Source organism: Spirosoma montaniterrae (genome assembly GCF_001988955.1).
Taxonomy (GTDB): domain Bacteria; phylum Bacteroidota; class Bacteroidia; order Cytophagales; family Spirosomataceae; genus Spirosoma; species Spirosoma montaniterrae.
On the sequence record NZ_CP014263.1, the window covers coordinates 1,783,555 to 1,806,181 of the forward strand.

General features: G+C 54.7%; 18 protein-coding genes and 1 pseudogene. 10 read left to right on the top strand and 9 right to left on the bottom strand.

Annotation, left to right across the window (positions count from 1 at the left end; all coding sequences use genetic code 11):
• Positions 1–6: 6 nt before the first annotated feature.
• Positions 7–2,199: a molybdopterin-dependent oxidoreductase gene (locus AWR27_RS07840; protein WP_077130672.1), complete on the bottom strand. Its 2,193-nt coding sequence runs from the start codon at positions 2,197–2,199 to the stop codon at positions 7–9.
• Between the two features lie 263 nt (positions 2,200–2,462).
• Here AWR27_RS07840 and AWR27_RS07845 point away from each other — a divergent pair, with 263 nt between their 5' ends.
• From AWR27_RS07845 to AWR27_RS07870, 6 genes and pseudogenes are all read left to right on the top strand, one after another.
• A complete protein-coding gene (locus tag AWR27_RS07845) occupies positions 2,463–2,840 on the top strand; it encodes a VOC family protein (protein WP_077130673.1) in 378 nt (125 codons plus the stop codon).
• Positions 2,830–3,330, top strand: a complete 501-nt coding sequence (locus AWR27_RS07850) for a helix-hairpin-helix domain-containing protein (RefSeq protein WP_083732782.1) — start codon at positions 2,830–2,832, stop codon at positions 3,328–3,330. Before AWR27_RS07845 ends, AWR27_RS07850 begins: the two co-directional genes overlap by 11 nt.
• A gap of 55 nt (positions 3,331–3,385) precedes the next feature.
• A pseudogene (locus AWR27_RS07855) lies at positions 3,386–3,547 on the top strand (antitoxin Xre/MbcA/ParS toxin-binding domain-containing protein); the annotation flags it as partial.
• Positions 3,548–3,909: 362 nt separating this feature from the next.
• Entirely contained in the window at positions 3,910–4,137 is a 228-nt protein-coding gene (locus tag AWR27_RS07860; RefSeq protein ID WP_077130674.1) for a hypothetical protein, read from the top strand.
• A 37-nt stretch (positions 4,138–4,174) separates the two neighbouring features.
• Positions 4,175–4,540 carry a putative toxin-antitoxin system toxin component, PIN family gene (locus tag AWR27_RS26105; RefSeq protein ID WP_418346637.1) on the top strand — a complete coding sequence of 122 codons (366 nt, stop codon included), beginning with the start codon at positions 4,175–4,177 and terminating at the stop codon, positions 4,538–4,540.
• Between the two features lie 323 nt (positions 4,541–4,863).
• The gene (locus AWR27_RS07870; protein WP_077130676.1) at positions 4,864–6,003 is read left to right on the top strand and encodes a hypothetical protein; all 1,140 of its coding nucleotides are present in this window, start codon (positions 4,864–4,866) and stop codon (positions 6,001–6,003) included.
• Positions 6,004–6,208: 205 nt separating this feature from the next.
• On the opposite strand, the gene AWR27_RS07875 is transcribed toward AWR27_RS07870, so the two are convergent.
• Positions 6,209–8,065, bottom strand: a complete 1,857-nt coding sequence (locus AWR27_RS07875; protein WP_077130677.1) for a M61 family metallopeptidase — start codon at positions 8,063–8,065, stop codon at positions 6,209–6,211.
• A gap of 214 nt (positions 8,066–8,279) precedes the next feature.
• Here AWR27_RS07875 and AWR27_RS07880 point away from each other — a divergent pair, with 214 nt between their 5' ends.
• The 4 genes from AWR27_RS07880 (at position 8,280) to AWR27_RS07890 (ending at position 14,263) form a co-directional block, all read left to right on the top strand.
• Positions 8,280–11,294, top strand: a complete 3,015-nt coding sequence (locus tag AWR27_RS07880) for a tetratricopeptide repeat protein (protein ID WP_077130678.1) — start codon at positions 8,280–8,282, stop codon at positions 11,292–11,294.
• Between the two features lie 133 nt (positions 11,295–11,427).
• Positions 11,428–13,101 (top strand): hypothetical protein, encoded by a 1,674-nt coding sequence (locus AWR27_RS07885; RefSeq protein ID WP_077130679.1) that lies wholly within the window; start codon positions 11,428–11,430, stop codon positions 13,099–13,101.
• 11 nt (positions 13,102–13,112) lie between these two features.
• Complete coding sequence (locus AWR27_RS25730) at positions 13,113–13,367, top strand: HU domain-containing protein (RefSeq protein ID WP_232326005.1); 255 nt, start codon at positions 13,113–13,115, stop codon at positions 13,365–13,367.
• Entirely contained in the window at positions 13,280–14,263 is a 984-nt protein-coding gene (locus tag AWR27_RS07890; RefSeq protein ID WP_232326006.1) for an SPOR domain-containing protein, read from the top strand. Before AWR27_RS25730 ends, AWR27_RS07890 begins: the two co-directional genes overlap by 88 nt.
• A 95-nt stretch (positions 14,264–14,358) precedes the next feature.
• Here AWR27_RS07890 and AWR27_RS07895 read toward each other — a convergent pair whose 3' ends face one another.
• The 7 genes from AWR27_RS07895 to AWR27_RS07925 form a co-directional block, all read right to left on the bottom strand.
• Entirely contained in the window at positions 14,359–16,137 is a 1,779-nt protein-coding gene (locus AWR27_RS07895) for a D-apionate lactonase family protein (RefSeq protein WP_077130680.1), read from the bottom strand.
• Between the two features lies 1 nt (position 16,138).
• Positions 16,139–17,146, bottom strand: coding sequence for a substrate-binding domain-containing protein (locus AWR27_RS07900; protein WP_077130681.1), 1,008 nt, complete (start codon positions 17,144–17,146; stop codon positions 16,139–16,141).
• 65 nt (positions 17,147–17,211) lie between these two features.
• On the bottom strand, positions 17,212–18,219 hold the full coding sequence (locus AWR27_RS07905; protein ID WP_077130682.1) for an ABC transporter permease: 1,008 nt from the start codon (positions 18,217–18,219) through the stop codon (positions 17,212–17,214).
• Positions 18,220–18,235: 16 nt separating this feature from the next.
• Positions 18,236–19,696, bottom strand: a complete 1,461-nt coding sequence (locus tag AWR27_RS07910) for a sugar ABC transporter ATP-binding protein (RefSeq protein WP_077130683.1) — start codon at positions 19,694–19,696, stop codon at positions 18,236–18,238.
• Between the two features lie 147 nt (positions 19,697–19,843).
• Positions 19,844–20,860, bottom strand: coding sequence for a Gfo/Idh/MocA family protein (locus AWR27_RS07915; RefSeq protein WP_077130684.1), 1,017 nt, complete (start codon positions 20,858–20,860; stop codon positions 19,844–19,846).
• Between the two features lie 86 nt (positions 20,861–20,946).
• Positions 20,947–21,777: a phosphogluconate dehydrogenase C-terminal domain-containing protein gene (locus tag AWR27_RS07920; protein ID WP_077130685.1), complete on the bottom strand. Its 831-nt coding sequence runs from the start codon at positions 21,775–21,777 to the stop codon at positions 20,947–20,949.
• Positions 21,774–22,610, bottom strand: a complete 837-nt coding sequence (locus AWR27_RS07925) for a sugar phosphate isomerase/epimerase family protein (RefSeq protein ID WP_077130686.1) — start codon at positions 22,608–22,610, stop codon at positions 21,774–21,776. The genes AWR27_RS07920 and AWR27_RS07925 overlap by 4 nt, the downstream gene beginning before the upstream one ends.
• Positions 22,611–22,627: the final 17 nt, after the last annotated feature.

The window sequence follows — 22,627 nt, forward strand, 5'->3', positions numbered from 1 at the left end:
GCCACCTCAACCCACTCGCTCGACTGTTACGGCTACTCCTGATAAAGCCGCGTTGCCCGTAAGTTCGTCTACTTCGGTTTCGTCGGTGAGGTCGTTGATGCTGACGCCTGCATGCTGCTGCGCTACGGCCAGCCGAACTCCGGCGCGGTGGTGCCCGTAGCCGTGCGGCATCGACACCACCCCCGGCATCATATCCGCCGTGACCGCTGCCGGTAACTCCACCACCCCCACCCGCGAACGAACCCGAACCCGGTCGCCGGTGGTGATCCCTAATGACTCCGCATCCTGCGGATTAAGTTCCAACGTACACCGGTTGGGGCCTTTTACTAACCGATGTACGTTGTGCATCCACGAGTTGTTATCGCGCAGGTGTCGGCGGCTGATGAGTTGAAACGTGCCGGTTTCCGACTGGCTTGTCTGCCGAAGTACGGTTCTGGCGCGGTCGAGGTCGGCTAAGAAGGGGGCCGTTGCCACGTCGATGCGTTTGTTGGCGGTCAGTAGCCGCATGGGCAGTTGCGGACGCAGCGGGCCGAGGTCGATGCCGTGCGGATGCGCCAGCAGGGTTTGCAGCGACAGCCCCGGTCTGGCTGGGCCGGTGGTTGGCTCATCGCCCGTGGCAGGTTGTCCATAGGGTCCGTAGCGCAGGCCGAGGTCGATTTTATGGGCCGGGTCAGTGGGTGCCGGGGCCGTAGCCGGGTCGTACTCGTCGGTCTCCAATCGCAGTCGGAGTTCCTCGAAAATTGCCCAGTCGTATCGGGCGTCCGGTGCTTTGTCGAACAACGGCTCGGAGTAGCGGGTGGTGTTCCGAATGGCAAGCCCGTGGAAAGTCAGGTCGTAATGGGCCGTTTCCAGCCCGGTGGCGGGGGGCAGAATGTAGTGCGCGTGGCGGGTGGTTTCGTTGATGAAAATATCGACCGATACCATCAGATCGAGTTGCGCGAACGCCCGATCCAACTGCCCGCCGTTGGGTGTCGACAAAACCGGATTGCCGCAGCTTGTCACCATCGCCCGGATGCGGGTGTCGCCGTCGCGTTCGGGTTCGGTCAGGATTTCCTCGGCTAAACACGCCACAGGCAGTTCGCCCATGAACTCGGGCCGACCGCTGACCCGGCTCCGGAACCGGTCGTATTTGGTGTACGGCTGCGCCCTGCCCAGTATGTCGATAGCTGGCGAGGTAAACAGCATCCCACCCGGTTCGTCGAGGTGGCCCGTCAGCAGGTTGATGACGTTGATGAGCCACAGACAAAGCCCGCCGAATGCCTGCACCGACACCCCTACCCGACCATAACAGACTGCCCGCCCCGTTTGAGCCAGCTCATGCGCCAGCCGCCGAATCACGACCGGGTCCAGCCCCGTCTGCGAAGCTACGGCTTCGGGCGTAAACCCGGCTACGGCGGTTTGCAGCGTCTCTAACCCATCGATTACCCCCGCCAGTCGGCCCAGCCGGACGAGTTGGTCGGCAAAGAGCGTCTGTACCATAGCCAGCAGCAGAAACACGTCGGTGCCGGGGCGGATGAAATGGTGTTCGCTGGCCCGGTGGGCGGTTTCGGTCCGGCGCGGGTCGATAACCACTACCCTGCCGCCCCGCTGCTGAATGGCCCGCAGCCGGTTGGCAACATCGGGGGCGGTCATGATGCTGCCGTTCGAGGCAATGGGGTTGCCGCCGATGATGAGCCAGTAATCGGTATGGTCGATGTCGGGGATGGGCAGCAGCAGCGGATGCCCGAACAACTGCCACGCGGCAAAATGATGCGGAAACTGATCGACCGACGACGCCGAGAACACAGCACGCGTACCGAGGGCTTTTACGAAACCGGGAGCCGACAGAAACGTGCCGGAGTTATGGACAGACGGGTTGCCGGCGTAGAAGCCAATGGCATTGGGACCGTGAGCCGCCCGAATCTCCTTGAGCCGGTCTGCCACCTCGGCCAGTGCCTGCTCCCAGCCAATGGGTTGCCAGTCGATGGTGCCGTCGGGGGCTACGATGCGTTTGAGCGGGTGTTTCAGCCGGTTGGGGTCTTCGTAAATATCTTTCAGGGCCACGGCCTTGGGGCAGACGTGCCCCCGGCTGAAGGGGTCGTTTTTATCCCCCGCAATGCTGATGACTTCGTTACGGCCCGCATCGGTACGGTACGTGATTTCCAGTCCGCAGATGGCTTCGCACAGGTTGCAGGCCCGGTAATGGGTTTGAATCGCCACGCGCTTGTTCGGTTATGATGATACAAGTAGAAAAGCCCCCAACCGACTGTTTATAATGCGTTGCCATCGGGAACTGCTACCCCGGTAGGGGCTTCACGGCGCAGCGTCGGTAGAAAAATAAATTTTTTCCAAGCCTTTATAAAGACATTGTTCTCTAACAAGGGTATAAAACAATACAAAAAATACGGCAAAAATTTCGTATATTTAGGAGTCATTGGCAACCGTAGACGACCACCACGCAAACAGACAATACAAGAAAAAATATGGAAACAGTATCACCAAACATTTTTGTAACCGACATCAAACAGACGATTGACTTTTACAAACAATTAGGCTTTAACGTTGTTGCGACAGTTCCCGAACAAGGCGACATTGTTTGGGCAATGATGACTTGCGGAAACGTAACGTTTATGTTTCAGACTTTTGACAGTTTAGGCAACGACCTGCCAGTGATTTCAAGACAAAACGGTGGCTCATTGCTTTTGTACATTCAGACAACTGAAATCAGAAAATTTTTTGACCAGATAAAAGACAACGTAAACGTGGTTAAAGGACTTGAAAAAACATTTTACGGTGCGACAGAATTTTCGATAGAAGATAATAACGGTTATTTGCTGACTTTTGCCGAAGATGAAAAATAAAACAACCATAAAACTTCCGCTGACGGACATTGAAAAAGCAAATTTGAGAAAGAATAAAATCAAAATTGCTAACATTCCTGACTTCGCAACTGACGAATTGGAAGTGTTGTTAAACGCTACAACTGAACGGGTAAAAGAAATTTATGCGTTAGCAGAATTTCAAACCGTTCCGTCAGTCGGAATAAAGTTTGCCGAAGACCTTGTGTTTTTAGGTTATTATTCACTCAACGAACTAAAACAAAAAGACGGGGCTAAACTCACAGACGAATACGAACAGAAAAAAGGTTATTGGATTGACCCTTGCGTTGAAGACCAATTTAGATTAATCGTGAATTTTGCAAACACAAATGACACGAAAAAGACGTGGTGGGACTTTACCGAAGAACGAAAAAAGTTTCGCACTGAAAACGGTTATCCAAAAAGCAGACCTCAAAAAGCGTGGTTTGAAACATCAGGATTTGAACGAAAAGACGATAAAGGCAGCCACTAACAGTTTGCACGAAGCCGAGCAGATTATCGATTGGGTGGCGTGATGCCCCCGACCATTGGACACCTTTGAGGGACGAGCTACGACCGTGCTCAACTGGCTACGCGCCCCCCTGCGCGAACTGGATTATCAAACGCCACTGCAACTCTTAGATACCGTTACGGGCTATACAGTTGTTGACCGGGTGCTGGGCCGCATCGACCACGGCATTTTCGGATAGCGTATGGCGTTCATAAATGGCTCCACCCGGCCCACCCAGACTTTGCACACATCAACATTCTGGAAGAAAACCCGTTGCTGGTTGACCCGCGCTTGTGGCGGTAAGTCAGCAAGCCCAACATACACCATTTAGGATAGCCCACTCTGCCCCGGTAGGGGCTTAACAGCGTAGCGTCGGTAGAAAACAGGCCGGTTCTCCGCACCACCCGCTTGCCGAAACCGGGGCTATCATTCTGTCTACCAACGCTATGCTGTATAAGCCCTACGGGCTAACTTTGGGCTTCGGTTCCGGGCTGGACGTTATATTCGTATATTTGGGAGTTAGCGTCAATTGTGAGAACTGAAAACTTAACGAAACAAAAAATGCGGACAGTTCAGATAAAAGTAAGTGAAACCGACTTTGTAAAGTACAACCTGGGAAGTGGCGAAATAAAGTTCACCGACTTAGTTGAAGCGATAAGTCGTGAGTATGCCCGTAAAGCACTTTTGGAATTCAACGAAATAGCTGAACAAGTTGGGCTTTCCAATATGACGATAGACGAAATAAATGCCGAAATCAACGCTGTAAGAAGTGTAAAAACTCATTCTTGATACGAACGTTATTGTTTCTGCACTGATTTCAAATTCTATTCCGACCAGGATTTTATACGAATTAGTGCTAACCCAGAAGGTGGAAATTTGTCTTTCTGAAGAAGTATTTGTAGAGTATGTGGACGTATTGAACAGAGCCAAATTTTCCAGGTTTGCCAACTTCAGGACGAAAGCTGAAATAGTGCTGAATAGACTGCGGGAAATAACAACATTCTACCAAACGGACAGAAGAATAGACGTTTTGACCGACACAAGCGACAACAAGTTTTTAGAATTGGCAGCAGTCAGTGCAGCAGACTACTTGACTACGGGTAATACGCTTGACTTCACGATAACTGAATTTGAATACACACGTATTCTGACCCCGAGAGAGTATTGGGATAATTACGCGCCGAGAGAATAACAAATTCAGCCAACATTGGTCTGGCAAAAAACGGGGCTGATTTGAGTCAGCGTAACGGGTATCTCGCGCAGCAGACCGGCCCGGTTCACCAACACCGTCAGCTTCTCGCCCACGCGACGACCGCCAATGAACCGCAGCAGGTTTTAAGGTAGAACACGGCGAACAACGCTGACCAAACATGCCAGATTTCTTACGGGCGTGCGGGGCGGTTATCAACTATTTCTTAAAGACATATTAAGTGGCCGTTGATGCACAAACAATACAAAAAGTATGGCAAAACTTGCGTATATTTGGGAGTTAGCCGTAAATCTTAAAACCTGAACATGCTGACAAACTTCATCATTAAATACATTTTACGACAAGAACAGGAAATGGGACTGTTTTTGGGAAGCGTGAAACAAAAGGGTTCAACAATTGTTTACATAAATTCTGTTGACATTTGGAGAAAAGAACCTTTAGGCAAAAAAATTAAAAGCATTTTAACTCTTAATTGGATACCATCCGAAAATCTAATTCAAACGGCAAGTAAAGGAATCCTTAACCAAGTAATATATGGCGGTGAAGCAGATTATAATGAGGGGCTTTTAAAAATAAATTCTTGGCACAATTCTCAACATTGGACTTTAGATAAATTGACTGAGTATGACACAAAAAAATCAGAAAGCCTTGATACAATTACTGTATTAATTAGGACAAGCCACAGAAGATTATCTTCAAATTTACTACATCTAAGTATTGCAGAAAGATTTGAGTTTATGTGTGTTTTATTACATCCAATGGTCGTAAAAATACCTGTGACTTCAATCATCCATTACGTAGATATTCATTCCTCATTTGCATTTAATGAAATTAGAAAAGCAAATTTCCCAAACGCAGATGATTTGATATCATACATATACGAGCTTCAATTTATTCAACAAAAAATTGCACTATCCCTTCACGAGCTTTTATACTTAATCGATTTTGCTCAAAAGAACAAGTCCAATGCTTTGTTAATTAAAGCGGAACTTTCATCAATAAGCGAGGTTGAAACAATATTCGCGTATTTAAAAGCTTCAATTGAGAAGACAATTGTGATAATTGGTTTGACTTTTGGAATTAAGAACTTAGAAACAAAAAAAACTCATAAATCAAAAATAGATGCCTTAACGAAAGGTATTCCGCAACGAGTAAAGGAGTTATTTTATTACGAATTCGTGCTTAACTTTATTAGCTCAGACAGTTTAGAAAATTTGAATAATTACAGAACAGGGATCTTACACAAAAAAGGAATTTCAGATTTGCAACCTCACTCGTATATTGGACAAAGTGCAATGGAAAATCCACTAAAGAAAATTTTTTCTGTGCTTATGGAGCAACACGCAATAAATAGTGCTGTTTTGATTGGAACATATGCAATGTTGACGGACGAATTAGTTAGATTACAACCACCAAATATTTCACCTTTTGATTTACCTTATTAAAGGTTAAACTGCATCTAACAAAGGGGTTACGTCAGGCGGGCTGAAGTGCGAAACTCAACAGTTGAGTTTCGATTAAACATTAGTAATAAACTCGGTTTTTGTGCTTCTATTTCCCGCCCGAACGCGCATATCCCAAGAACGCTACCCCAAACAACCAAAAAACAAGCCCGATCCCAACCAAACCGGGCTTGCGCTTTCAAAACCTCTACTTCACATACAACCACTTGTTATACAACGCTTTCTGCGCGTCGGTGCGGTTGGGGAGTGGCTCCAAGCGGTAGCTCAGGAGCGGATTTTGGGTCAGCGTGACGGGGATTTCGCGCAGCAGACCGGCCCGGTTTACCAATACCGTCAGCTTCTCGCCCACGCGACGACCGCCAATGAACCGCAGCAGGTCGTCGCCCACGCGCACGCCATCGACCGAGATTACCTCATCGCCCACGTTCAGCCCATCGGCGTAAGCCGCCGACCCGCGCCGGACGCTCGAAATCACGGCTTTGCCGTTCTGCACGGTTGTGCCTGCGCCTAAGAAACCGTCTGCCGATTTTCCGGCTACGTTCACCAATTGCAGCCCCACGGGCGCGAAATAGGCGTTGTAGTCAATCGGGTTGGTGCTGTTGACGGCAATGGTAAAGAAATCGTCGAGTTTGCGGCCCGCTACCTGCTCGGCGGCCTGCCGGAATTCGGCGTCGGTGAAACCGCGCTTCTGCTTTTTGTAGTATTCGGTATAGAGCAGCCGCATCAGGTCGTCCATGCTGCGTTCGCCGTTGCTGCCTGCCAGAATCGCGAGGTTCAGGATGGTGCCCAACACCGAGCCTTTGCTGTAGTACGAAATGGTGGTGTTGGCCGAATTTTCGTTCGGGCGGTAGCCTTTAATCCAGGCGTCGAAGCTCGATTCCGAAACGGTCTGTACGCGGGTGCCGGGCTGATTTTCAATCTGCGTGATGTCGTTGGCAACGATGCCGAGGTAGGCTTCGGGCGTATGGAAACCGGCCCGGCGCAGGATGTAGTCTTCGTAGAACGACGTGCAACCCTCCGCCAGCCAGAGCATGGTGGTGTAGTTTTCGTTCTCGTAGTCGAACGGCCCGAGCGCAACGGGCCGGATGCGCTTCACGTTCCAGAGGTGGAAATATTCGTGGGCCACGAGCGTCAGAAACCCTTTGTAGCTCGCTTCGGTAGCGTAGGCATTGCGGTAGGTTTCGAGCACGGTCGAGTTGAGGTGTTCCAGCCCGCCCCCGCCCTGCGGAATGTGATGCACGATAAACGTGTAGTCGGTGCAGGGGTGTTCGCCAACGACCGTTGCCGCCGTTTCGCAGACGCGCTTGTAATCGGCGGCTAAGCGTTTTTCATCGTACAGCACCTCGCCGAACATCGCCACCGTGTGCGGAATCCCCGACGCCGTGAACGTAAACGAGTTGTGGTTGCCAATCTCAATCGGCGAATCGACCAGAATATCGTAATCCTGCGCTTCATAGGTATACGCCTGCCCATCAACGACTTTCAGGCCGGTAGCCACCTTTTTCCATTCTTTATAGGGTTGAATGATGACCCGGTGCGGCAGCGGTTTCAGCGCATCGACGTACATAAACACGCTGGCCGGGGTGATGTAGCCGTGGTCGGCGTCGATGAAGCTGGTACGCACCGTTAACTCATTGGCATACACCCGGTAGCGAATCGTCAGGTCGTTATCGGCGGAGTAGACGCGCCAGGCATTTTTGCGGATTTTTTCGGACCGTACCGGGCTGCCGTTGGCCGTTGCCGTGAAGGCTTCCACGTTTTTGGCATATTCGCGAATTAAATACGAGCCGGGTGTCCAGACCGGCATTTTAATGTCGATGTAATTGGTTTTGCGGGCATTGGTGGCCGACGCTGCGTTTTTCACCTGCATTTCGACCTCGAAATAGTGGGTCTGCGGCTCCGGCATCGACACCACGTAGGTTATGGTTGGCGCGGGGGGCGGGGTGGGTTCATCGGTGCGTTCGCGGGGGGTTGAGTAGCCAGTAAAGGCAGCAAAAAGAGTCCAGAGGGTAAGTAAATACACGTGCCGGGCGTTTTTTTTCATACGGAAACCGAAAAGCCTTCGTTTTTTGTCCAGATTTGACGTGAAATTTGCCAATTAATCGGCGAAGTTACTGCGAAATAATGGTTACACAGAGATGCACAGAGAGAAAAAAGAGATACACAGAGGTCTCTGCGAGACGTAGAACTTATTTCGGAAGGTCTCTGTGTATCTCTTTTTTCTCCGTGTATCTCTGTGTAATAACTTTACACCCCATATGCCCCATTTCCGTTTAACCGCTTTCTATCTGTTATTAGTCGGGATAATTCCGGCACTGGCCCAGCGTACCCAGAGTTATCAGGAACCCGATTACCACTACCGCAACGGGCTTGAACTGTTCGAGCGCAACAACTACGCGGCTGCCCGCTACGAGTTTCGGCAGTACCTCGAACCCCGCCGGGGCGACGGTGCCCATACGCTGCTCAACACCAACGACCAGAACGCGGTGGAGGCTGAGTATTACATTGCCCTGTCGAGTTTGTACATCGATGAGCCGGGGGCCGAACTGCTCGTGGATCGGTTCGTGAACAACCACAGCCAGCACCCGAAGGCCGCGCAGTTGTACGGCGATTTGGGTTCGTATTATTACAACCGGCAGGATTATGCAAAGGCGATTACGTTTCTGGAAAAAGCCGTAGAGCAGGGCGGCAGCAACGCCCGCCAAACGGCCTACAAATACCAGTTGGCCCTCTCCTACTACAACACCCAGGATTTGCAGCGTGCCCTGCCCCTGCTGAACGAGGTGAAACTAAACCCCGATTCGCCCGATGCTGCGGCAGCGTCGTACTATGCCGGAACCATTAATTTCAGGAACCGCAACTACGACGAAGCGGTGACCGACTTCCGGCGCGTCGAGAACAACCCGACCTACCAGAATCAGGTGCCGAACTGGATTGCCCAGGCCCTGTATCGCCAACGCCGGTTCGATGAACTGCTGACGTATTCGGAGCCGCTGCTGCGCCGGAACAACGGCCCGGGGCTAAGCGAGGTCGCGCTGTTTACGGCGGAGGTCTATTACCAGCAAAACCAGTTTGCCAAAGCCATTCCGTACTACCGGCAGTATATCGGTTCGGCGGGCGCGAAAGCTCCCGGAGCCGTGAAGTTCCGCTACGGGCAGTCGCTGTTTCGCACGGGGGCCTACAATGACGCCATTACGCAGTTGAAACCGCTGGCGGGAGGCAAAGACACCACGGCCCAGTATGCCGCTTATACGCTCGGTGTCAGCTATTTGCAGACCCAGAATCCGGCCTACGCCCTCAACGCCTTCGATCAGGCCGGGCGGCTGTCGTTCAACCGCGAGATTCAGGAAGAAGCCCGGTTCAACCACGCCAAACTGCAACTCGATCAGAACAACGGAGCCGACGCGGTGAAAGAACTGACCGCGTTCCTGAAACAATACCCCGACAGTCGCTTTGAGAACGAAGCCAACGAACTGGTCGGCGAAGCCTATTTCGTCTCGAACAATTACCCAGCAGCCATCGCCTACATCGAAGGGCTGAAACGCCGGACGCCCAAAATAAATGCCACCTACCAGCGGCTGACGTATAACCAGGGCGTCAACGATTTCAACGCCGAACGCTACCCGCAGGCCGTTGCCAACCTCGACAAGTCGCTCAGGTACCCGGTCGATAGTGAGTTGCAGCAGGCTGCGCAGTTCTGGAAGGCAGAAGCGTATTCGGCTGGTAAACAATACGATACGGCCATTCCGCTCTATGCCAGCATTGCCAAAGGCTCCGGCGAGTATGCGGCCAAAAGCCAGTACGGTATCGGCTATGCGTATTACAACAAGAAAGACTACACCCGCGCCCTCCCCTACTTCCGCGATTTCATCAGCCGGGGAGCATCGGCGGGTGAGTCGGATCTCACGGCCCAACTTTCGGATGCAACGGTTCGGCTGGCCGACAGCTATTTTGCAGGCAAGCAGTACAACGACGCCCTGCGCTACTACGATCAGGCCATTGCCCGCAACGCGCCCGACAAAGATTATGCGGCCTACCAGAAGGCCGTGATTCTGAGCTACACGGGCCGCGACGCCGAAGCCAAAGCCCAGTTCGAGCAGGTGCAGCGGCAGTTTCCGAACTCGCGGTTTGTGGATCAGAGCCTGTTCCAGACCGCCAACGTCGACTTCGAGAAAGGCAACTACCAGGCTGCTATTCAGGGCTTTTCGCGGTTTATTCAAACCAAGCCAGCCAGTTCGCTGGTTCCGGCTGCACTGCTGAAACGGGCCATCGCCTACGGCAACCTGCAACAGTATGACCCCGCCATTGCCGATTACAAAAGCATCTTAGACAATTACGGCAACTCCGATCAGGCGCAGAGTGCGCTGCTCGGCATTCAGAACACGCTCAACGATGCTGGTCGGCCCGAAGAGTTTTCGCAGGTGCTGGGTCAGTACAAACGCGGCAATCCCGGCAGCACGGAGGTGGAAAAGGTGCAGTTCGAGAACGCCAAGAATATTTATTTCAACGAAAAATACGCCCAGGCCATTCAGTCGCTGCTGGCGTATGTGCAGGAATACCCGAACAGCCCGAATCTAAACGAAGCCCGGTTCTACATTGCCGAATCGTACCGGCAAACCAACGACCCGGCCAATGCCCTGCGCTATTATTACCAGGTCAGCGGGACGTCGGACTATGTGCTGCGGGCGGCTACCCGTGCGGCTGACCTCGAAGCCAAACAGAAAAATTACCCCCGCGCCGTGCGAAATTACCAGTTGGTGATTGGCCGCGCCAACGACAAAGCCGCGCAGGTAACGGCTCAGCTTGGCCTGATGGACACCTATTTCGTGATGCCCAAACTCGATTCGGCGGCAGTGATTGCCCGCGAATTGGTAGCGGGCGGGGGCGTGGTGCCGGGGGCGCAGAACCGGGCGCAGTTGATGCTCGGCAAGGTTGCCTTCCAGAAAGCCGATTACAAAACAGCCCAGACGGAGTTCGACAAAACGATTGCGCTGGCAAAAGACGTGAACGGAGCCGAAGCACAATATTACCTCGGCGAGATACTCTACCGGCAGAAAAAATATAAAGAATCGGTGCAGACGCTGTTGAAATTCAACGAGCAGTTTGCCGATTTCGAGTACTGGAAAGGCCGGGCGTTCCTGCTCATCGCCGACAACAACGTGGCCTTAGATGAGATGGCGCAGGCCAAAGCGGTGCTCCAATCCATCATCGACAACTCATCCGACGAAACCATCGTCACGGAAGCAAAGCAAAAACTGGCAAAACTGAATTAGATTTTTGGGACACAGAGATGCACAAAGGAGCACAGAGATACACAGAGAAAATTTTAGCTAAATCCTCTGTGTATCTCCGTGCGTCTTGGTGTATCTCTGTGTCCCAAAAAAAACTGCCTCAAAAAGTAAATCCATGACATCACGTACTATCCCCCTTCTCCTTCTCGTCGTTCCGGCACTGGCGCAGCAACCAAGGCCGACACGGCCTGTGAGAGAGGGTGAGGTTGACAATCAGGAAATTACGGTCGAGAAAAGCCGGAAAATTGAGCTACCCCCGGCCAATCGGCTGTTCAACAAGATTCCGTCGGTAAAACCCTCGGCAGAGCAGCGTAAGCTGACCTATGAGTTTGAAGACCGTAAACTCACCGTGGGCGACCCGCGCATTACGCCCGGCGTATTGCCCCCTACTACCACCGCCCCCGACGAAACACCCCGCTACGACAATTACGTAAAACTCGGCGCGGGCAACTACAACTCGTTTTATGGCGAAGGATTCGTGGGCATCAATACGCTGTCGAATCTGGCGGTAGAAGGGTCGCTGCGGCACCTGTCGTCGGGCGTGGGGCCGGTCGATGGCCGCAATTCGTCGCAGGCCGATACGCGGCTGCGGCTCACGGGCAAATACCTGACCGACGCTTTCAAGTTTCAGGGCGATTTAGGTTTCGACCGCAACGCATACAACTTTTATGGCTACAGCCGCGCTTTTGCCGAGCAACCCGACTTCAGCCGCGAACTGATCCGGCAGCGGCTGAATACGGTCAACTTTAAGGTCGGTATCGAAAATGCGAACGCAGAAAGCGCGATTGACTACTCGCTGAAAACGGGCATCACCTCGCTGCGCGATTTGTATAATGCCTCGGAAACCGACTGGGGCACCAACTTCAACGGTTCGCTTGGCATTACCGATAAAATTGTTGCGCTGGTGGCCGCCGATGCCTACGTGACGCAGCGTTCCGACGGGTCGATTGTCGATAACCGGAACCTGTTTCGGGTGAAGCCGACCTTCAAGTATAACTCGAACCTGCTGACCGTGACGGTGGGCATCAATGCCGTGAACGAAACCGACCGGCGGGCAGGCATCAACAGCACGCGGGCCTTTCCGGTGGTCGATATTGACGTGACGCCCATCGGCAACATACATTTTTTTGCGGGTGTCGATGGCGACATTAACCGAAATACGCTGCGCTCCTTACTCACTGAAAACAGGTGGCTTGCCCCGCAGGTGGTTTTAGCGAACACCGTTAAGTCGCTCGATCTGTACGGTGGCTCGAAGGGCGACATTGGGGGCGGTTTTTCCTACGAAGGCAAAGTATCGTATGCCCGCTACCGTAACTTCTCGACCTTCAACAACGCCGTACCCGACACCTCGAAATTCTTTGTGCTCTACGACGGGGGCGTGTCGCAGGTGCTGACCATTTCGGGGCAGTTGGCCTACGCGCAGAAAGACAAATTCCGCTCGACGCTCAAAGCCGACTTTTTCAGTTACGGCCTCGACCGGCTGACCGAAGCCTGGGGCCGTCCGCGCGTGGCCGGTACGTGGACGAACTCGTATGTGCTGAACAAGAAATTATTCATCACGGCAGATTTGTACTTTTACGAGGGCATCAAAAACCGCAACTTCGTATCGGGCCTGACCTACACGCTGAAACCCATCTACGACGCCAACGTCAAGATTGACTATTTCTTAGGCAGGCAGGTATCGGCCTTTGTCTCGTTAAATAATATCTTCGGGCAGAATTACCAGCGGTATTTGTATTATCAGGTGCAGGGCCTTAACTTTCTCGGAGGAATCAGTTATTCGTTCTAATCACACACACGATGGCATCCGTAAATGAGTACCTGAAAAAACTGCTGTACCAGTACGACTGCGTAGTTGTGCCGGAACTGGGGGCTTTTCTGACCCACTACCAGTCAGCTTCATTTACGGAATCGAGCAGTCAGTATCTGCCCCCCGCAAGCGCGTTGCCTTTAACGAGGCTCTGCGGTTGGACGATGGGATTCTGGCAAACTACATCATGCTGCACGAGCCGCTCACCCGCGAGGGCGCGCAACGGCACATCAGCCTGTTTGTGAATGAGTTGCGGCAACAGGTGCAGCAAACCGGCTGCTTCGACATCGACGGAATCGGCATGTTCACCCAGAACGACGAAGGTCGGTTGCAGTTTGAGCCGGGGCTGCGGCATAATTTTTTCGGCGAAGCCTACGGTATGAACGCGGTAGAAGCCCAGCTATTGAATCGCCAGCCTGCCGAAGAACCCGTGTTCGACGCGGTGCCTGTGACAACGGCCCTCGGCCCGGTGCTGGTGCGCGACGAAGAAACCACGCTGGTGCCCTACCGCCCGGCCCGGCCCTACTGGCGCGTAGCGGCTGCGGCCCTGCTGGTTGGTTCGCTCGGTCTGGTGAGCTATTTCTCGGTCATCAAGCCGGGGCAACCGCTGCAAAGCAGCCTCGACCCGGCGGGTCTGCTGCGCATTCCGGCCACGCTGGCGTCGTACTGGAGCAACCCCCGCGACCCAAACGAGACTCGTAAACCAGTTGTCATTCGCCCCGTAACGCCTAAGCCAGCGGTTGCGGTAGCTGTAACAGCCGAAGCAACACCGGCCCCGAAGCCAGTCGAAAAACCCGCCGTAACGCCCGCGCCAGTCAGCAAACCCAACGTAGTTGCTGCGCCAGTGGTTAAACCCGCATCGGCACCGGTTGCCATGGCAAAACCCGTTACCAAACCGGCTCGGACGGGGCCGTTCTTTACGGTTATTGCCGGTAGTTTCGCCAATAAGCCCAACGCGCTGCGGCTGCGCCGACAACTCCGCAAGGTTGGTTTCGCCGATGCCTATATCATTCCGCCAACGAGAAGAAATAAGTTGTACAAAGTAGCCGCTTCCGGCTCCGGGAATATAGCCGACGCCCTGACAGCCGCCGATTCGATCAGCACTTTCGCCAAAACCACCGCCTGGATTATGCGGAACTGATTCGGACAGAGTATATCGACCTCAGAATTGACTACCACGTAAACCTGTTCAGGGATCGGTTTATTTTCTGGTCGAGCCGGGTCTCCAGGTTGGCGTCAAATTTTAGCCCAGGCATACCCCGCCACGTCCACTTCCCGCTCACCAACCTTAACCGTCTGCACCTCAGGGGTGTGATTGATTAGCAAAAGCGTGTCCCCAGCCGCCCCGCGCAATACCCAGCTACTGACCGCCAGCGGACGGCTACTTTCCGACCGCACCACCTGCGTGGGTGCCAGTGTCCGCACCTGCCGGAGGGCTTCATAGACGGGGAAGATGGAATTTTCGACGGTGAAACGCGGGTGTAGCTCGTCCTGCCCGCCCAGCAGAAACCCGGCCATGCCGTGCGTTTCAAACACAGTCACACTGGCTACGTTACGCTCAGAAAGGTATTTTAAACAACCTAATAGCCAGGTGGCGGCAAAAGGCGTGGCCTGTCGATGATCGATGGCGTAGGGTAACTCGGCGGGGTCGGTGAGTGGCTCGGTCGTGGCGTCGGCGTTGACGCGGGGCCGTAGCGTTATGGGCGACATGTGCAGGGGGCGGTCGCCAACAAATTGACGGGCACTCACGACGGTATCGGCCTGAGCAGCTATGTTTTCGACCAATGTCCGATCATCGAAGGCGTGAATCTGCGGGTTGATGGCGTAGACGACGAAATCGACCTGGCGGGCATCGAAGCGGTTGCGGTTCAGGTCGGTGAAATGAATTGGCGACCCCGCCCCTATCCGCGCATTCGGAAACGTTTGCCGAACGTGGGGCAACAGTTGATCGAGCAGGGTGTCGGGAGTGGCGCGGTGGTGGGCAGAGAACAGATTGAATGAGTGATTGACTGATTGAGTGATTGACTGATTGAATGAATGAGTGGGGTTCTGGAGGAAGGCCTGCCAGTCGGCTTCGGGATCAGGGCCAAAGGTTAGCGCGAGTTCGATGGGCAGATGCAGACGCTGGGCTTCGGCAAAGCCATTGTGCAGGGTATTCTGCCAGTCGGGTTTTGTCAGGTTCAGGTCAAGGCGCAGATGATCGAAGGCCAGTTCGCGCAGCCGGGCGGCTTCAGCGTCGGTCGGCAACGGCTGACCAGCGGCATGACCTGTACCAATCTTGGGAAACGGGGTTACGGCTGACTCATCAACGGTAATGCGTATCGGCTCGCTATCAGTGGGTTGCACTGGCAACGCTTCGATTCCTGACAGTCGGAGCGTAATCAGTTGGTCAACGCGGTCGCCGGGGTGCAGCGTCACCGGGAACGGAATCGACAGCGGAGTGCAGTAGGTTTTAAACGACGCGTCGGTCCAGTTGCGCTGATCTTCGGTCTCGAACACGTCGCCGGCGAAGGTCAGTTCGGCCCAAACGCCCGGCTGCACGGGCCATCGCATCTGCTGAATGTCCAGAAACGGCTGGTGGGGGCTGATAAAAGGCGGAAATACAGCCTCGGTCTGCGTACCATCGGGGTGAACGAGTGTAACGGGTTGGCCGACCGTTTCGCGGATGGGGTGCAGCACACAGAAGCCCGCCCGGTTGCGGCTGAACCGGGCCAATGCTTCGCCCTGAATCGCAAACGTCAGTTCGCCCGCTGTGTGGCCCGTAATCTGCACCTGCCAGCGAAATACGGGCTGATTGCCAACGGAATGATGGCAAACGTACCGAATCGAAAACCCGTCGGGTGTTTCTTCGATATGCTCGTCGGTTATGGTTGGCTCCAGCGTACTCCAGTTCTGATCGCGCAGGGCGAAATAGAGCATTCGGATAACCTCGCGTTCGCCCAACCGCAGGTAACGCAGAAAACCATTTTCATAGAGTACGGTGAGCGGACCGAGAGGGAGCTGGCGGGTTGTCATGTTAGTTGCGAACGCGAAAATTAGCAATGTTCTGCCGGTCGATTTCTACCGCGCCCGTGCTGATGGCCTGCGGAATGGGTGCGATACCCGCCCGCCGGTCGTTGGCCGAAAAGCGGTTGGTGCCGTGCGCCATGTCGAACAGAAACTGCGCGCCGTACCAGGTAAACAGCTCGCGCTTCTGCCCGACTAAATAATCGATCACGCCCTCGCGGACGAGTTTAAGGTGCTCCGGTTCAGCATCGACGGTTGTAATTTTCAGTTTTCCGGCCCGGCCTGCTTCTTTAACAGCCAGCCCGGCACCCGGCCCCGACTGCGAATCGAAGCCGCAGAAACCGGCCAGATCGGGGTGTGCCGCAAGAATGTCGGCGGCTGTGCGGGCGGCTGTTTCAAAATTGCCTTTGTCGTCGTACTTGCCAACGAACTGAATGCCGGGATGTTTTTTGAACACGTCGAGCATTCCCTGAAAACCAGCTTCCTGATTGGCCATGCCCAGAATACCCAGACAGGCCACTTTTCCCCTGCCATTCAGGAGTTTAACCATGCGTTCGCCCTGCAACCGGCCCATGTCGTACCAATCGCTGCCGATGAAGCAGGGCGCACGCGAACCGGGTACTTCCGAATCATACACCACCGTCGGGATACCCGCATCGACGGCTTTGTTGATGGCCTGGGCAATGCCGGGGTCGGTGCCGTTGATGAGCAGGCCCGCCGGGCGGGTGCCAATGACCTGTTCGATAGTCTGAATCTGCGCCGGTACGTCCCAGTCCGACGGGCCGAGGATGCTGATGCGAACACCCGTTTTTTGTCCCCACGCGCGGAAAGCAGCCTGATCGTGGTTGACATAGAGCGGCAGGTTGATGGCCGTCGTTACCATCACGTATTCTTCATTGGGCGATGGTTCTGTATTCGATAGCTGGACCGTGTCCGCGTCGGTCGCGGTTGTGTTGTCTGTGCGCGGGGGCGGCTCACAGGCAACGAGTAGCAGGAGAAAAAGGAATTGTAGTTTCATAATGTTTTAAACGCAGAGGGAACAGAGATTGCGCAGAGGGCGCAAAGAACGCTGTTTACTCTGCGCTATATCTCTGTGTTCTCTGCGTTTAAAGACGTTTTAACAACTCGTTGGCTCAGAACGCGCTCCGAACGACGCACAAACCACTGGTCTACCCCGACGGCGACAATCAGAATCAGCCCCAGAATTACCTCCTGCCAGTAGCCCGATACCCGGCTGATAATAAGCACGTTGTTGACAATTGCCATGAACAGCGCACCGAGGAAAGCCCCCCAGATGCGCCCCTGACCACCCGACAGACTCGCCCCGCCCAGAATCACCGCCGTAATCACGCGCAGCTCCAGCCCACGCCCCGACGTGGACAGAGCCGCGCCCAGCCTTGACGACAGCAGGATACCCGCCAGCCCGGCCAGCCCCGCCGAAATAACGAATGCCCAGATTTTCATCCGGTCGACGTCGATGCCCGACAGCCGGGCCGCTTTTTCGTTGCCGCCGATGTAGTAGTATCGCCGGAAAAAGACCGTTCGGTTTACCAGAAACGCAAAAATCAGCAGCACGGCCAGCATCCACCAGACGGGGGCCTGAAGCTTGAACAGTTTCGATTGGCCGATGTAGATAAATTCATAGGGAAAATTCTGGATACCGGCTCCGCTGAGCATCAGCGCGAATCCCCGCACGATGCCCATCATCGCCAGCGTCTGAATCATGGGGTTGATACCCGCCCGCGCAATCAGCAGCCCGTTGACGTACCCCACCAGCAGCGCGGCCAGCAGCCCCGCCCCGATTGCTACCAGAAAATTCGTGTCGTGGTAGTACATCAGATAGCCCGACAACCCGCCCGACAACGCCACCACCGAGCCTACCGAGAGGTCGAACATGCCGCCGATGAGCAGAATCATCATACCCACGGCCACAATGGCATCAATCGAGAGGTTCAGCAGTATCTGCGACGCGTTGCCGACCGTAGGAAACGTGGCCGGGTACACCCCCGACGTGATGATACACAGCAGCCCAATGGTCAGGCCGAGCGTGACGACGCGGTTTTGCCAGTTTATCGAAAAAGGTTGGTTCATAGGTTAAGCCGGACTTTTAGCTGCCCGATGCATGATACATAATTGTTTCTTCGGTGGCGTCGGCGCGGGGCAGGGTGGCACAAAGCCGCCCTTCGTGCAAAACCAAAACCCGGTCGGCCAGCCGGAGCAGTTCGGGCAATTCGCTTGAAATGAGCAGTATAGCCGTTCCATTGGCCGCTAACCGGCGCAGCAGGTCATAGATGTCAGCTTTAGCACCAACATCGACGCCGTGCGTTGGCTCATCGACCAGCAGCACGTCGGGCCGGAGGCTGAGCCAGCGGGCCAGCACCACTTTCTGCTGGTTGCCCCCGCTCAGTTTGCCCACAGGCTGGCGGATAGACGGCGTTCGGATACCGAGTTGCTGCACGAAATGAGTAGCTGTCTGGTGGGCTTCGGCGGTTCGGTGCCAGACCGTTGCCTGTTGCGCCACCACAATGTTTTCTTCCACACTCATCTCGGCAAAAATACCCTGACTTTTGCGCTCTTCGGGTACATAGGCAATGCCCAGCGCAACGGCTTCGGCAGGGTGTTTCGGCGCAATCGGCTGGCCGTTCTTGAGCAGTTGCCCGGCTGTAATGACCTCTTCGCCGAAAATAGCTTTCGCCAGTTCGGTGCGTCCCGCCCCAACCAGCCCGGCCAAACCCAGTATTTCGCCCCGATGCAGTTGAAAGTCGATAGCATGAAATTTTCGCCCGCTCAGGTTCCGGGCTTCGAGCACAACCGTATCCGTCGCGAATGACTGATAATCAGCCGTTACCAGATCCCGCCCAACCATCAGTCGTACCAACTGTTCGATTGGGGTTGTGCGGGCATCGAAGGTGCCCTGCATCCGGCCATCTTTCAGCACCGACACGCGGTCGGCTATCCGGGCAATTTCGGCCATGCGGTGCGAAATATAAATTATGCCCACACCCCGGTGTTGCAGATCGCGGATGATGCCAAACAGCGTGTCGATTTCGCGATCGGTAATCGAAGCCGTGGGTTCGTCTAAAATCAGCAGCTTCGGATTGGTTGCCAGTGCTTTAGCCAGTTCAACCATCTGTTTTTGCCCCGGTGAGAGCCGCCCCACCAGCGTTTGCGGGCGCAGGTCGGTCAGGCGCAGGCGCGTGAGCAATTCGGCGGTCTGCCGATGCAGGGCCGGGTAGTCGATCAGCCCCCAGCGGCTGCGGGGCTGCTGGTCGGGAAACAGGTTTTCGGCCACGCTGAGCGTATCGACTAAGCTACGTTCCTGATACACAATGCCAATGCCCAACTGCCGCGCCTGCTGGGGCGACGTGATCCGTATCGACTCACCCTGCCAGATCAGTTCGCCCGTATCGGGCTGGAGGTTGCCCGCCAGCAGGTTCATAAGCGTACTTTTACCCGCCCCATTTTCGCCACATACCGCATGAACCTCCCCCGCTTCGACCGTCAGCGAGACATCGCTCAACGCCCGAACGCCGGGAAACGATTTCGATATTTGACTGATGATCAGCATGTTATTTTTGTTACACAGAGATGCACTGTTACACAGAGATGCACAGAGCTATCACGGAGATACACGGAGGGAATATACACTCTGCGTATCTCCGTGATAACTTTGTGCATCTCTGTGTAACAACTTATTCATTCTCCGTGAAATAATTTATCCTTTCAATAGAATCACTTCCCCCGTCCGGGCCGATTCGTAGGCGGCATGCACCATACGAACGGTTTGCAGATTATCGGCACCCGTGGTTTCGGCAGGGCCTTCATGCCGCAACCCGCTCAGTATGTTTCGGTTACAGTCGACGATGCTGGCGTGAACAACGGCGTAATCAGGGTTAGCCCAGGCATACAGGGGTGGCCGGGCATATTCGACGCGTGTACCGGAGCGGGTGGTAATCCGCAGGTCAAACCCTTTTCGCAGTTCGACCGACCCCGCGCTGCCTTCTACCGAAATCAGCGTTTCGGGAAATGCATCGCTTTCCAACACCGACGCATACGACATTTCGACGTAGCACGTTAGCCCCGAAACCATGTCGATCAGCGTATTCGCCACGTCTTCGCCCCGGATGCGCGGGTTAATGCGCTGCGTTCGGCAGAACAGCCGCGCAGGTTCTCCGAACAGAAAACGGGCCATGTCGAACGTATGCGAACCAACGTCCGAAATAATAAACTGCTCGATTTCAGCCAGAAACGGCTGGTTATCGAATACCGGAAAGCCAGAACAGAAATAAATCCGTCCTTTGAAGGGCGTGCCTATTTCGCCCGAATCCAGCACTGCTTTCAGGGCGCGGATCGGCGTTTGCCAGCGGAAGTTTTCGTGAACAAACAACGGCACGTCCGCCCGCTCACACGCGTCGACCATCTGTCGACAGGTTTCCAGGTCGTTTGCCATTGGTTTCTGCGTGATCACCGGCACGCCATGTTCTGCCGCCAGGAGCACCAGCCCCGCGTGGGTGTTGGGGCTGGTAATAACGTCGAGCGCGTCGATGCGTTCGGCATCGAGCATCACGCGGGCATCGGTATACACACCGGCAACGCCAAACGTTTCAGCCAGTGTACGAGCTTTGGCCGCGTCGGCGTCGCACACGGCCACAACCGTCACGCCGGGCAGTTCGCGCCAGCCCGCAACCTGATAAGTCGCCCAGAAACCACACCCCACAATGGCAATGTTCATGGTTTTTTAGTGATGAGTGATGAACGATGAGTGATGAGTTTTTCAAGCGTCAGCAAACTCATCACTCATCGTTCATCACTCATCACTCATTTAGTGGTAATGTCTTTCACCTGCTGGCGGATGTCGTCCATCTCGAAGATATGCTGCCAGCCGTCGCGGAACAGGATTGGTTTGGCGCGTTTGCTGATTTTATAGGCCGCGTCGGAGAACGTGCCATTCACTTCCTTGAACAGCACGGCGATTTGAATGCGGAGGTGGCCCAGCACGAAATCGCGGGCGGCTGCTTCGGGAACGCCGAGCGCTACAATGCGGTCGTAGCCTTCTTTTACCACCTCCATGCAGGTCTGGGCCAGCGTTTCAACCATTGCCGGTTCCAGAATCGCCATTTGTTCCAGCGTAATCCGGTGCGTGTCTTTGGTGGGCGCGTACATCTCCTGCGCTACCCGCTCGCCCAGGGCGTAATGGGTCTCGCTACCGTGCATGAGCGCGACCACAATCGATTGTTTAGCCGAGATACCGCCGTAGAAATCCCGGAAAGCCTCTTCGGTTGGCTCCCAGTTGAAAACCGACGGGTGGCAGGGATGGGCAATCACATAGCCGAGGTCGTCGCGGTGGGCAATAACCCCGTCGAGCGGAGCCGCCGGGTCGAGCGTAAGCACGAGCGCACCCGGTTTCATCTGCGGAATCAGGTCGTCGGAGATGGCACCAATGGCTACGTCGGGAACAGCCAGAATCACGACGTCGGCGTCGGGAATGGCCTCGGTTCCTACCACAATGACTCCCCGCTGCCGGAGGTTGTCGATACCGCGTTCGCTGACTTCGAGATAGGCAACGTCATAGTGGGGGTACTTCAGAAAATTGTCGGTCAGGCGGCATCCCATTTTTCCACCGGCACCAACGAGGGCAATTTTGGTCATTGTCGTTTTTGGTTAATCGCTATTTCTCGCAAATTTTGCTTAATCCAGTTTACGCCAGTCTCAGCCCAGTCGGCTTCAATAGCGATGGTTTCGGCGAGGGTGTCCCTAAAAGGCGGCCACTGTTCCAACGTTACTGTCTGGCAACGGCCAAACGGTGTCAGATGGCGCAGTGCGTCGGCCAAATCGAGCCTGCCCGTTCCTGGGCGGGTGCCTTCGACAACAAAACCCATTTTATGCGTAACCCGCTCACAAACAAAGTCTTTGGCGTGCAGATTGACCGTGTATGGCCCCAGCACCGACAGCACCGTATGCACGTCTTCAGCCGCGCCGAATGAGTTGGTGGTATCTAAACAAATTCCGACGCGCTCAACGTTGGTCTGCTGAATAATTCGTTCGAGCGAGCGGGCAGCAAAGCGGTCGTGGTTTTCGAGAGCCAGCACCACGTTCGTGTCTGCCAGCACCGGCAGCACAGCCCGAATCACGCTCACAACGTCCTGTTCTGAAGGCTTGTAATCGCCGTCGTCGATCACAACCCGCAAAAACGGTGAACCCGCTTCTGCCGCCAGCCCCAGATACGTCCTGAGGTTGTCTACCGTCAGTCGGCGCGTGCCCACTTCGATGTGCAGCCCCAACGCACGTGCCCGCGCCCGCAACGCCAGCCAGTCGTCTGCCGACAGCCTGTGCAAGGGCAGGTTGTCGCCGAACTGTACGGCCTGCGCACCCAGCCGGGCGGCCCGGTCGAGCAACTCCAAAGCAGTCAACGGGTGTTCGGGCCAATAACCCGGCACCCCTACCGCCCACGGGTAACTATATGTACTGATGCCAGTTTGCATAGGCAGGGGGGGGTGAA